The organism is Salinigranum salinum, from assembly GCF_009176545.1.
Classification (GTDB): domain Archaea; phylum Halobacteriota; class Halobacteria; order Halobacteriales; family Haloferacaceae; genus Salinigranum; species Salinigranum salinum.
Genome location: NZ_VTOJ01000001.1, coordinates 991899 through 1004624, shown reverse-complemented (window position 1 = coordinate 1004624; position 12726 = coordinate 991899). Strand labels below are relative to the sequence as shown.

At 65.7% G+C, this 12726-nt stretch carries 11 protein-coding genes; 10 read left to right on the top strand and 1 reads right to left on the bottom strand.

What is annotated here, in order from left to right; all coding sequences use genetic code 11:
- Positions 1-281: 281 nt before the first annotated feature.
- The 3 genes from FZP69_RS04745 to FZP69_RS04735 are packed head-to-tail and all read left to right on the top strand — an operon-like array spanning position 282 to position 3391.
- Positions 282-1460: an ABC transporter substrate-binding protein gene (locus FZP69_RS04745; RefSeq protein ID WP_192918466.1), complete on the top strand. Its 1179-nt coding sequence runs from the start codon at positions 282-284 to the stop codon at positions 1458-1460.
- 24 nt (positions 1461-1484) lie between these two features.
- A complete protein-coding gene (locus tag FZP69_RS04740) occupies positions 1485-2441 on the top strand; it encodes a carbohydrate ABC transporter permease (protein ID WP_152040199.1) in 957 nt (318 codons plus the stop codon).
- A gap of 2 nt (positions 2442-2443) precedes the next feature.
- Positions 2444-3391, top strand: a complete 948-nt coding sequence (locus FZP69_RS04735; RefSeq protein WP_152040198.1) for a carbohydrate ABC transporter permease — start codon at positions 2444-2446, stop codon at positions 3389-3391.
- A 123-nt stretch (positions 3392-3514) separates the two neighbouring features.
- Here FZP69_RS04735 and FZP69_RS04730 read toward each other — a convergent pair whose 3' ends face one another.
- The gene (locus FZP69_RS04730) at positions 3515-4573 is read right to left on the bottom strand and encodes a lactonase family protein (protein ID WP_152040197.1); all 1059 of its coding nucleotides are present in this window, start codon (positions 4571-4573) and stop codon (positions 3515-3517) included.
- Between the two features lie 1100 nt (positions 4574-5673).
- Between FZP69_RS04730 and FZP69_RS04725 the strand changes: the two genes are divergently transcribed.
- The 7 genes from FZP69_RS04725 to FZP69_RS04695 are packed head-to-tail and all read left to right on the top strand — an operon-like array spanning position 5674 to position 12721.
- On the top strand, positions 5674-7974 hold the full coding sequence (locus tag FZP69_RS04725) for a type II/IV secretion system ATPase subunit (protein WP_152040196.1): 2301 nt from the start codon (positions 5674-5676) through the stop codon (positions 7972-7974).
- Positions 7971-9851, top strand: a complete 1881-nt coding sequence (locus FZP69_RS04720; protein WP_152040195.1) for a type II secretion system F family protein — start codon at positions 7971-7973, stop codon at positions 9849-9851. The genes FZP69_RS04725 and FZP69_RS04720 overlap by 4 nt, the downstream gene beginning before the upstream one ends.
- Positions 9848-10558 carry a DUF7289 family protein gene (locus tag FZP69_RS04715; protein ID WP_152040194.1) on the top strand — a complete coding sequence of 237 codons (711 nt, stop codon included), beginning with the start codon at positions 9848-9850 and terminating at the stop codon, positions 10556-10558. Before FZP69_RS04720 ends, FZP69_RS04715 begins: the two co-directional genes overlap by 4 nt.
- Entirely contained in the window at positions 10551-11003 is a 453-nt protein-coding gene (locus FZP69_RS04710) for a DUF7266 family protein (protein ID WP_152040193.1), read from the top strand. The genes FZP69_RS04715 and FZP69_RS04710 overlap by 8 nt, the downstream gene beginning before the upstream one ends.
- The gene (locus FZP69_RS04705; protein ID WP_152040192.1) at positions 11000-11788 is read left to right on the top strand and encodes a DUF7263 family protein; all 789 of its coding nucleotides are present in this window, start codon (positions 11000-11002) and stop codon (positions 11786-11788) included. The genes FZP69_RS04710 and FZP69_RS04705 overlap by 4 nt, the downstream gene beginning before the upstream one ends.
- Complete coding sequence (locus tag FZP69_RS04700) at positions 11781-12200, top strand: DUF7262 family protein (protein WP_152040191.1); 420 nt, start codon at positions 11781-11783, stop codon at positions 12198-12200. The genes FZP69_RS04705 and FZP69_RS04700 overlap by 8 nt, the downstream gene beginning before the upstream one ends.
- Positions 12197-12721, top strand: a complete 525-nt coding sequence (locus FZP69_RS04695) for a DUF7261 family protein (protein ID WP_152040190.1) — start codon at positions 12197-12199, stop codon at positions 12719-12721. The genes FZP69_RS04700 and FZP69_RS04695 overlap by 4 nt, the downstream gene beginning before the upstream one ends.
- Positions 12722-12726 lie beyond the last annotated feature (5 nt).

The window sequence follows — 12726 nt, the reverse complement described above, 5'->3', positions numbered from 1 at the left end:
CGCGACCCCCTGGTTTCGAATCCCCCGATCAGCGCCCTCGGGTTCAGTCGTCTCTGCGGAATCTCTTCCGTACCGTGCGTCTCATGAAAAGATTTAAGCAAGTGGGACTTACACGTTCGATCATGATATCGAGGCGGAGGTACGTAACGGCCGCAGGTACCGGTCTGGCCGCGGCACTGGCTGGCTGTTCAGGGAGCAGCGGTTCGTCCGGTGGTGGCGGATCGACATCGACGTCCACATCGTCGTCGTCGGGAGAGACCGAATTCAACGAGCTCGAGATTATGATCGCGTGGACGGGCGAAGACGGCGCCGCTGCGTTCGAAGCCCTCCACAACGGGTTCAAAGAGGAGTACCCCGACGTCCCGACGAAAATCAACGACAACCCCGGTGGTGCGGGGACGGGCCTCGCGACCGCCCTCGACACCCGGCTGTTCAACGACAATCCACCCGGGACGTGGGGCTTCTTCCCGGGGAACGATCTAGCACCGTTCGCGGAGGCCGGGTTGCTGGCCTCGGTCACGGACTCCGTCTGGGAACAGGGCAACTTCTCAGAAGTCTTCCCGGAGTACATTGATCGGTTGCATCGCTTCGAGGGAATCGGCCACATCGGCGTTCCGATCGAGTTCAATCGACTCAACAACCTCTTCTACAACGTCGAGATCGTCGAGGAGGCGGGTGTGGATCCGTCGAGTATCTCCGCCCCGAGCGACCTGGTGGCGGCGATGGAACAGGTCCAGAGCGAAACGGACGCTGTCGGGATGGCCCAGTCCTCGAAGGGTTCGTGGACGGTCTTCCAGCTGTGGGAGACGATCCTCCTCGGCGAGTACGGCTACGACGTCTACACGACGTATCTCGACGGCGACATCGAGAGTATCGAGGGGGAGATCAAGGGTGCCCTCGAAGTGTACAAGGATTACCGCCAGTTCTTCAACGAGGACGCCGGATCGATCAGTTTCAACGAGTCGGCGAGCACGTTGATCGCCGGTGAGGCCGCCTTCTACCACCAAGGTGACTGGGCCGTCGGGAACTTCAATCGTGCAGAGGGCTTCGAGTACGACGAACAGTGGCAGCACGTCCCGTTCCCGGGCAGCGGCGACGCGTTCTTGGGACAGGCCGCCTCGTTCATGTACCCAGCGAACAACCCCGCGCCCGAGTCGACGATCAGATGGCTGCGGTACGCAGGGACCAAGGAAGCACAGATCCGTTTCAACTCGATCAAGGGTGGCGTGCCGTGTCGGAAGGACGCGCCGATGGACGACGACGAGTTCTCGTTCAACGCCCATCAGAAATCCCAGTACGAAGACTTCCTGAACGCGAGCAATCTGAACGGTACGATTGCACACAATAACGTCGTCGTCCCCCAGATCAAGACCAACATGTACGACGTCTTCTCCACGTTCAAAGGGTCGTACGACGTCGAGAAAGGGTACAACGGGATCGTCGAAGCCTTCGAAGTGTAACACTCATCGAAGGGCCCATCATTCATGTCCGATCAGAACTCGACCGACGCAACCGCTACTATCGGGGGGGGAGCGGATACGCTCGAGACACGCCTGACCACGCTGCGGCGGAGTGAATTCGTCAGATCGCTTCCGTTCCTGATCGTGCCGGCACTCCTGATCGGTGTCTTCGTCTACGGTTCGATTCTCTGGAATCTCTTGCTCTCTTTGACCGAATTCGAGGGGTTCGGTGACCCGGACTACTCCGATCTCGGGGTCAGTATGTACGCGCAGATGCTCGAGGATTCGCAGTTCATCACTGCCGCCCAGAACACGGTCGTTCTCATCGTCGGCTTCACGATCCTCTGTCTGCTCGTCGGAATGGGACTGGCGATCCTCGTCGACCGCGACATCAAGTTCGAGGGGACTATCCGGACGATATACCTCCTTCCGATGAGCATCTCATTCGTGGTGACGTCGATCTTCTGGGCATGGATGTTCAATACGAGCAACGGAGTCGTCAACGTCTTCCTCCGCGCCATCGGGCTCGACGTGTTCGCCGTCGACTGGTTGGGCGATCCACAGGTTCAGTTACTGGCGATCATGGTCGCGCTCGTCTGGCAGTTCAGCGGGTTAGCGATGATCATCCTCCTCGCTGGCCTGCGCAAGATTCCGCGTTCGCAGTACGAGGCGGCCCGGATGGACGGCGCCCCGATCCGGATCCGGTATCTGAAGGTCATCATCCCGCAACTGAAGACCTCGCTGTTCTCGGCGACCGTGATTCTCCTGCTCTTCTCGCTCAAGGCGTTCGACTTCATCTTCGTGCTGTTCGGCCCGAACCCCGGGCCCGGTACCGACATCTTGCCCGTGATGATGTATCGGGAAGCGTTTGCGGCGAACAACTGGGCCTACGGTTCGGCGATCGCCGTCGTACTTCTCGTCGGGGTACTCGTCGCACTGATCCCGTATCTGTACTACCAACACAGACAGGAGTTGTTGTAACCATGAGCCAGCGAACCTCGCTTCCCCTCGTCGACCGACTCGCCTCCCTTCGCGACGGGGCGACCGGTGAACTGTCACGCAGCCGTATCGCGCTGTACGTCACGCTGTTCACGATGGCCGGCCTCTTCTTACTGCCGCTGGAGGCAGCCATGATGACGTCACTGAAGACCGCATCGGGTTTCGCGAACACGCTCCCGTTCTCGCCGCCGCCGCCGGACCAAACGACGCTGGCGGGGTGGATCGAAGCCTGGGACCTCCTTCGGTCGACGATCGTAAACAGCGCGATGTTCGTCATCCCGGCCATGGTCATCTTGCCCGTTCTCGGAAGCCTCGCCGCGTTCGGGCTCACGATTACGGACTGGCGAGGTCAGCTCCTGATCTACACCCTCTTCATCATCGGCATCTTCATTCCGCTGCAGGCGGTGCTCGTTCCGCTAGCCATCATCTGGCAGATGGTGGACCTCGTCGGCCTGTTGGCGAACCTCGGACCGCTGAACGTCTGGGAACTTCCCATGACGAGCCGCCATCAGGCGGAGTTCATCCAACTTGCCATCACCCACATCTCGTTCGGGATCCCACTCGCGACGCTTCTGTTCCGCTCACACTACAAGGACCTCTCGGACGAGATGATCGAGGCAGCACGCCTCGAAGGCGTGAAGATGCGAACCATCTATCGACGGATCATTCTGCCGCTCTCCAAACCGGTGTTCGTCGTCGTGATGATCCTGGAGTTCACGACCGTCTGGAACGACCTCCTGTTCGCGCTCGTCATCGTCTCGAGCCCGGAGGCACGACCGGTGACTGTCGCCTTCGCTGGCATCGCGAGTGGTAAAGTTCAGGACTTCAGCATCATCATGGCTGCCGGCTTCCTGACGGCGTTGCCCACGCTGTTAGTCTACATCGCCTTCACTAAACAGTTCGCCGAAGGGTTCAGCCAGACCGGTGCCTGACCGGCCCCGGCCGTGGTAACGGTTCGGCTCTCGAACACGGTTCGTTCTGGCGATCCTGCCCGTGGCCACCCGATCCATCTCGTTCCACTTGCTACCTCACCGTACTGTTGGGCCACAGCGACGCTATGGGGACTCCCGCCGGATCTGCATACAGGCCGGGCTGGGGATCGAGAGAGTCGCGCTCGTCTCCGTGAGTTCGCCGGACTCGTCGTCGATCTCGAACGCGAAGATGTCGTCAGTGTACCGATTCTCGGCGAGCAAGAGGGACCCGGTGAGGTCGATCGCGAAGTTTCGTGGCCACTCTCCCCCCGTCGGCTCGTGCCCGATAGGTGAGATCCCGCCGGTCCGGGAGTCGACCTCGAATATGACGATCGAGTCGTGGCCGCGGTTGGAGCCGTACACCCATCGACCGGATGGATGGACGTGGACGTCGGCAGTGATGTTTTCGCCGCCGTAGTCGGTCGGAAGAGTCGGTTCGGTGGTGATCTCGTCGAGCTCGCCGGTTTCGGGGGCTCGCGTGTAAGCAGTCATCGTCGAGTCGAGTTCGTTGATGACGTATACGAACGGCGCGTCCGGGTGGAAGGCGAGGTGTCGTGGCCCGGCGCCGGCTGCGGCTGAGACTGCACCCACCCGCTGGAGCCGTCCGGCCGTCGGATCGAACTCGTATCGAACGATCTCGTCGGTTCCCAGGTCAGGGACGTACACGTACTTCCCGTCGGGACCGGATTCGACCGCGTGAGGGTGCGGAGCCGTCTGCCGTTCCGGATGCACGCTCGACCCCTCGTGATGGACGACGTCCGTCGGCGTGTCGAGCCGCCCGTCCTCGCGGATCGGAACGACCGAGGCGGCACCCCCGGTGTAATGAGCGACGAAGAGGAACCGCCCCGACGGGTGGACCTGACAGTGGCAGGGACCGCTGGCACCGCTTTCGACTCGGTTGAGCCGCGTGAGTTCGTCGTTCTCGTCGATAGCAAACCCCGTCACTGCCCCCGTCTCGATCTCGTGCACGGTGTAGAGGAACTGCTGGGTCGGATGGATGGTGACAAACGAGGGGTTGTCCGTGACTTCGGTCACGCCTCGGCTTCGAAGCGCCGGCTCCGTTCCGACCGAGATCTCACACGTGTAGATCCCCTCGCTCGCCCCGTCACTGTACGTCCCTACGAACGCTGTTTGTGGATCCATGAGTTGATCGTCCCGGTTGTGCTATGACGCCGGCATACTATAGGTTCACCCATATGAAACGACTGCTCGCTTCTCGAGACGGGGACGTGACCGAGACCCGCATTCACGGCTGTCGGCAGCTGATCGGGAGGGTCGACGAATCGGCTACTGAGGGCGAACAGTAATCCACCTCGACCCAGGCGTCGATCGGGCGAGACGCCGGTGACTCGGGAGAACGTGATCACCAAAAACATAAAAATCTGATAAATATCGGCCAAGAGCACAGTGTTCCGACGAGTGTACTCATGTATTTCGTTGGATCTAGTGCACGGCGAGATCGACGCGTTTCACGTGATCGGTGGGATCCTCCCTCCGAAGCGTGAGAGGAATCGAATGCCGTCCTCGGCGATCGCGCCGAGCAAGCACGTCCGGTCGGAGTAGTCAGAGAGTTCGACAGACAGCCGCGAGACGTGGACCCACGCAGTACGGTCCTACACTCGTACTGTGCGTTGATCGTGACCGGAGAGGTCCGGGACAACCCTCCGTCCGATCGTGGGGTTCGAGAGATCCGTTTCGGCCTCGGTTATTGAATTCGGTTGCCGTTCGAGAGGGTTCGGAGAACGCTATCCCGCGTTCTCGCTCGACCACCGGCAGCGTGGGAGCGAGTCGTCAGCACCGAACGGTTCCCCGATGAATGCCGGCGCGTCACCTCCAGCGCCAGCCGAATCCTGGTCGACTGTTTCCAATTTATTTTATCTATTTCGTGAACCCAACGGACCCCATCGAACCGAGACCGTCGTCACTAGCTTGTTCACTCGACCGAGAACTGCGTGAGCCATCCCAGAACGGCCTCGGGGTCGGACATCGAGGCACTCGCCCTGTTCCTCTCGAAACACCCGCTCCCCACGGTTGGTCGTGTCAAGTTGAGTTTAGAGTGAGGCGGTCGATTTTCGAGTGCTCCACGCTCGAGAACGACCACTTCGGCCGAAATTCCGAGTGGATCGACCTGGAGTTCGTGGAGCGGAAACCGATAGCCGAGTTCGCAAGTCAGGCTCAACCGGTTCTCAAATATAGTACCGTCAGTACAACGTTTATGTAGCGAACAGAGACACTCCTGTTCAATGGAATCGCCGAGGGGAGACGGAAGGGAGACGGAAGCCACCGACCGTCTCCGAACGGGCCGATATGCAGTCCCCGCACCGGCGGCACCTGGCAGTCCCGAGGCGTGGTACGCGCCCGCGGTGCGGGCGCAGTACGAGGTCTACCCCGGCGTCGTCGCGACGATCGAGGAGTCGGAGTTCGGGTTCCAGTATCGCACGAGAGAACCCGATCTCACGCCGGCCGACGCCGACGCGCTCGACGCGGTCCGGGACCACTTCAGCGCAGTCCAGCGACGTCGACCACTCACTCGCGAGGGGACTGCTGCCCGCGCACACGCGGGACTCGAACCGAAATACCGGCGGGTGCTCGACCGGTTGCTCGACGTGACGCCGACGGGTCGTCGGTGCATCGAGTACTACACGCTCCGCGACCTGCGGCTCCTCGACGAACTGACGCCGCTGGCGCTCGACGACCGCGTGGAGGTGGTCGACGTGGGCGACCAGGCGACGGACCGGCTCGTCATCCACACGGCCGACTACGCGCCGGCGACCACGGAGTACGCCGCCGACACCGACTACGCCGCCCGGGCCGCCGGCGAACGCCTCACGTCGTACACCGTGGCGTTCGCGGGCTTCGAGGTGGACGTCGTCGTCTACCGCGAGCACCTCCTCGGCGACGACCGCTTCACGACGAAGTACGCCGTCCTCGAACCCGACCTCCTGCCCGGCGACGACGAACTCGTCGAGGAGTGCAAGGAGCGGATCTGGGAGGCGAACGTCGACGAGGTCGTGACCGAGCGCGAGGAGTTCGTCCGCGCCCGCGCCCGGCAGTTCCTCTCGCGTCGGCTCACGGCTCGAAACACCAGGGCGTGGCTCGACGCGCTCGACTACCGTCTCAGGGGCGCGCTCGCCGCGTACGGCTTCGGAGTGCCACCCGTGGACTCGCGCTACGCGGAGGACCGTCTCGACGACCTCGTCTACTACGTCCTTCGCGACTACGTGGGCGAGGGCATCCTGACGGTGCCGATCCGGGACCCGCATCTGGAGGACGTCGAGGCAAACCGCGTGGGCGAGCGGGTGAAGGTCATCCCGCGCGGGGTCGGCGGGCGGGTGCCGACGAACCTCACCTTCGGGGACGAGACGGAGTTCGTCAACGTCGTCACCCAACTGGCGGCCTCCGACGGGACAGAACTGTCGGCGTCGGTGCCGAGCGCGAAGGTGAACCTCTCGCCGCCCGGCGTCGAGGAGACGGTCCGGTGTGCGGTCGCCCTGCCGGTCATCTCCGAGGACGGCCCACACGTCTCCATCCGCAAGCAGGCGGCCGATCCGATGACGCCGGTCGACCTCGTCGATGGGGGAGCACTGTCGACCGAACTCGTGACGCTGCTGTGGCTGGCGTACGAACACCACCGTGTTGTGCTCTTCTCCGGCCCGACGGGCGTGGGCAAGACCACGCTGATGAACGCCCACATGCCGTTCATCCCGTACGACGACCGGCCGATCAGTATCGACGAGGGGTCTCGCGAAGTGCACCTCCCGCACGAGACCGGCGTCTCGCTCACGACGCGCGACCACGAGTCCGAGCACAAACGCGTCACGATGGCGGACCTGATGACCGAGGCGAACTACCTCAACCCCGACGTCGAGGTCATCGCCGAGATCAACACGCCCGCGTCGTTCCAGACGTTCGCCGAGACGCTGAACACGGGCCACGGCGTCATCGGGACGACCCACGCCGAGGACGTCGAGACGCTCGTCAACCGCGTCATCGAACAGGGACTCCCGCCGTACCTCCTCCGCGAGATCGACCTCGTCGTCTTCCCCCACCACGTCGACGGGCAACGGTACGTCTCGTCGGTCGTGGAGTTCGTCGACGAACCGGCGTTCCGGCGGCTCGACGGCCGCGACGACGACGGTGCGGACCAGCCACCAGAGCGGGCGTGCGGTGTCATCGAGAAAGGTGGGACAGAGATGTTCTGGAACACGGTCGCCCGGCGCACCACCGACGGGACGCTCGCGTTCGACTACCACCACCCCCAACACGACGGTGAGCCACGCGACGTCGGCCACCGGTTCTTCGACCGCGTTGCCGCAGCGACCGACAGATCGACCGAAGCGGTCGAGACCGAATTCCACCGAAAACACCGGTACGTCCAGTACCTCGTCGACGAGGGCGTCGTCGACTTCGACGACCTGTTCGACTTCATCTCCGACCTCCGGACCGACGAGGCTGCGACCGTCGAGCGAGTCAGACGCGGGCGGATGGCCGATCGAGAGATGGAGGATAGCGATGCCGTCCAGACCAGCGGGGGGAGAGAGTGAGCCGTGAGCCGGCGGCGACCACGTACAGCGGGTCCAGCACGAGCGACGAGACTCACACGCTGTCGGTGCTCGACCGTGCGCTCTACGCGCTGTTCGCCCGGCACGCCGACACGCCGCGCCACGACCGCGACCGACATCGCTACCGGGCGACCGATCTGCGGACGAGCTTCGATCTCTACCTCGCCCGCGTCTACGGACTCTCGTGGTTCTGTGCCGGCGTCGTCGGGGTGTTCTGCGTGCTCGCGGTCCTCTCGATCCAGGTGCCGACGGCCAGGATCGCGGACGTCGTGGTCCCCGGGCCGGTCCTGCTCGTTGGCAGCGGTGTCGTCGCCGCGGCGGGCACGAGACGAGCGACGCTGGCGCTCGGACGACAGTACCTCCGGTGGCAGGCGACCGCGAGACGCGAGAACATCGAACGGACGCTCCCCGGAGCCGTCCGGTACCTGCACGTGCTCTCGTCGGGCAGCGACGACCGCGCGACGATGCTCCGTCGCGTCGCCGACACCGACGCGTACGGCGAGACGGCCGTCGCCTTCCGCAAGGCGCTCAACACGGCCGCGCTCACCGGGAGCGTCGGCGAGGGACTGCGACGGGTCGCCCGCGACACGCCCTCGCGGGACAGCCTCGCCCCCTTCCTCCTGAAGTTCCGCGAACACGCCAACCAGGGCCCCGACGCGCTCGGGAACTATCTCCGGATGGAGAGCCGGATGCTCGGGTTCCAGCAGGACCGTGCCCGCCAGCGTGCGGAGGGGTTCCTCCAGCTCCTGGCCGAACTGTTCATCGTCCTCCTCGTCCTGCCCGCGCTCCTCGTCATCGTGCTCACCGTGATGAGCGTCATCTCACCCGGCCTCTCCGCGTCGGTGTCGACCCCCGCGGGAGAGACGACCGTCCGGGGCGTCGTCGTCTACGCCAGCGCCGCCTTCATCCTCGTCGTCGGCGTCGCGGCGAGCGGCGTCGTCGCCGATCTCCGGCCGCCGGATCAGCGGATCACGTACGCTCGCCCGTCCGGCGCGGGCGCAGTCGTCCGATCCGCGACGCTGAACCCCGCGAGCGCGGCGGTCGTGGCGATCGTTCCCGCCGTCGCAGTCGTGGTCGGTCTCGGCGCTCTCGGGGTCCGTCCAGTCGACGTGGCGTTGCTCGGCTACGCGGCGTACGCGCTGCCGGTCGGATTCGTCGCCGCACGGCGAGCACGGCTCGACGACGCCAAGGACCGCGAACTGAAGGACTTCGTCCACGCGGTATCGGGACACGTCACGCTCGGCCGTCCCTTTCCGAAGGCCGTGGAACTCGTCGCGACGCAGATCGACCTCGGACCGCTCGATCCCGACGTGGCCGACCTCGCGCTGAACCTGAACCTGACGAGTCCCGCGGCGGGGACGGACGAGAACGTCCGGACGGCCGCGCTCGACCGCTTCGTCGCCCGGGTCGGGACCCCGCTCGCCGAGCAGACCGTCGGGCTCGTCACGGGGGCGCTCGACGCCGGCAGCGACACAGAGACCGTGTTCGAGACGCTCCAGACGGAGGTCGGTCGGCTGTACCACGAGAAACGCGCGCTCCGCGCGGCGCTGCTCGCGTACGTCGCCGTCGGGTGGACCACGGCGATCCTCGTCGTCGGGATCACGGTCGCCGTCAGCGTCTACGTCTTCGACGGCTTCGCCCAGCTGTCGGCGCTGTCGGATTCGTCGACGATCCTCGTCGCCGACGCGATCGACCTCGAGCGAGACCGTTTCCGAGTGTACGTCGTGACGCAGGCGACCGTCCTCGCCTCGGGGTGGTTCGCAGGTGTCGCCAGTCGCGACCGGTACGAGGCGTTCCTCCACTCGGGTGCGCTCGTCGTCGCCTGCTACCTCGTCTACCGGGGGGTCGGTCTGGTGTGACGGGGCCACGGTCGATCCGCGCCCAGTCCAGCATCATCGGCGTCGCCGTCCTCGTGGCCGTGACGGCTCTCAGCATCGGGGCGCTCACGATGGCGGCGGGGACGTTCGTTGAGGACGGCGTCGCGGCCGCGAACACCCAGCGGGTCGCGGACGACCTCGCGGGACTCGAGGGAGGCGGGCTGACCCGTGTCGAGTTCAGCCGCGGGACGCTCAGTGTCGAGCCCCGGACGATCAGGCTCCTCCGTGGCGAGGGGTCGGTCGTGACCGTCGAAGCCGACGCGCTCGTCTACGAGAACCGTGGGCGGCGCATCACGCGGCTCGGAGGCGTACTCGTCGAGGGGGAACACGACCGATCCCGTCTCCGTGGGCCACTTCCGGTCGTGGTCGGCGACGACCGTCTCCTCGTCGATCTGGTCGCGCTGAACGCCACTGGACCGTCCGCAGTCGGCGGCACGGAGCCCACGGCCGTGACGATTCGGACACGACCGACACGCGAGTACCGGACGTTCAGGGAGGCTCAGTACGCGGTCGCCGTGGAGACGGCGACACCGACCGCGTGGGAGCGGGCGTTCGGCGCGACGGGAGCCGAACTCTCCCGCCGTGATTTCGACGAGGACGGCGTCCCGAGCGTCGTGGCGAGCGTGCCCGGCGAGCGGGTCGTCGACCTCGCGATTCACGATCTCCGGATGGTGATCCGCCGTGGATGACAGAGCCAGCGCCCCCGTCGTGGGCAAGGCGATGGAGGTCGCCGTGCTGGTCGTCTTCGTCGGACTCGTGAGCGCGGCGCTGTTCGGGAGCGTCGTCCCCACGTACCGAACCGCCGCCGGTGCGGAGGTCGGCGAACGGGCGCTCGTCGCCGTGGCCGGACAGATCGAAGAGGCCGCGAGAACACCGGACGAGGTGATCGACCGGCGGGTCGCCATCTCACTTCCGAGGACGATCCGTGGCGAGACGTACGCCGTCCGGGCGACGACCACGAACGGGACGCCGACGCTCGTGCTCGACCACGCGAACGCGGCCATCGGCGGTGAGACGGCGCTGGCGGTGCCGCCGCGCGTCGCCGGAGTGAACGGGACGCTCCGGAGCGGAGCGTCACCCACCGTGACGGTCACGAGACGGCCGGACGGGCGATTCGAGGTGAGACTCCAGTGATCGACGGACCCGAGGCACCGACTCGTACGGAGACGTGTGGACGTCGACGCGGGAAGGAAGCCGATCGACGTGGACAGGCGAACCTGATCGCCGTCGCCGTCGCACTCGTGCTCCTGACGAGCGTCCTGGGGGCGAGCATCGCCATCGCCGAGAGCGTGCTGGTCGACGCGACGGAGGCACGTGACCCGGTGGACCGGCACGCCGCGGCGACGCTGGCAGCCCGACTCGCAGCCGACACGCCGACGGCCGCCCCACGTGGCGTCGTCAGAGCCAGGGAGACGCTGTCGGGCGAAAGAGTGGATCGACTGGTGCCGGCGCTCGAAGGGGCCGCCGTGAGGGTTGAACTCGACGGACGGACGCTGTTCCAGCGTGGAGACGCGAGCGGGGGAGTCACCGTCCGTCGAGGCGTCGTGGTCGGGACACCGGTGAGCCGAACCGCGGCGGTCAACCTCACGACGGCAGAGGTCGAGACGCTCGACGACCGGACCACAGCCGTCACGCTCGGGCTCTATCCGGGACCGAACACGACCATCCACACGGTGCGGGTGAACGGCCGGGTCGTCCTGCACAACGACAGCGGACTGGCGGGCGAGGCGATCGTCCCGACGTCGGTCCGGCGGACGACCGAACTCCGGTTCGAGACGTCCGTCACGCCGAGTGAGGAGGCGAACACCACCGACACGTCCGGAACGACGCCGGCACCGGAACCGCGCGGGCGTGTCGACGTGTCGTACACCACGGTCAGCGGAGCGCCGGCGACGCTGGTGGTGACCGTCGATGGCTGACTCCTCACCAGAACGTGGTCAGGTCTCCCTGTCGGTCGTCGAGGCAGTCGTCGGGCTGCTCGTGGTCCTCGCCGCGTCGACGACATTCCTCGTCGGACTCTCCGATCCCGGTTCCGAGGCGGCAGAACTGCGCGTCCTCGCCGCCGACGGGCTGACAGTCCTCGACGCGACACCCCCCGCGGAGGACGGTGCGTCGCGGCTGACCGCACTCGCACGCGATCAGTCGAGTTTCGTCCGCGAACGGAGTGACGCCGACGCACAGCTCCGTGCGATCTATCCGCCGAGCGTCCGGTACCGGGTCGAGACGCCGCACGGGGTGATCGGCGACCCGCTCCCACACACCCGTCCGATCGGTCGGGCGCGACGACACGTGGCGGGTGGTGACGTGACGATCCGGGTGTGGTTCCGATGACCGTCGCAGGAGACAGAGGACAGGTCGTCCTCCTCGCCGCGGTCGTCGTCGCCGTCGCGCTGGTGGCGATGTCGACGGCGTATCACGGGCTCGGCTACCACGGTGACGTCCGGACCACCACCGCGATCGGAGCCGAAGAGCCGGTAGTGATAGCGGAACATCGGCTACAGGCGACCGTGGACGCGGCCGCAGTCGACACGGCCCGACCGTGGGTGGCGCGCAACACCACGGTCTCGGACGTCCGGGACGCCGTCCGGGAAGCGATCGCCGACCTCCAGCGGAGCGACGCCACACGCGGACGGGTGTTCGTGGTGCGCGAGAACGAGGCGCTGGCGGACGCGTGGGCGGACGACGACTGTCCAGGCGGGGAGCTACGCGACTTCGGCCCCTGTCGTGCCGACGGCGGGGTCGTCGTCCAGGAGCGAGCGAACGAGACCGTCCTCGTGGGGGTCGTGCTCGATCTCACGATCCGATCGAAGCGCGGAGAGACCCGTGCGACGCTCCGACTTGCAGCACACTGAGTGAC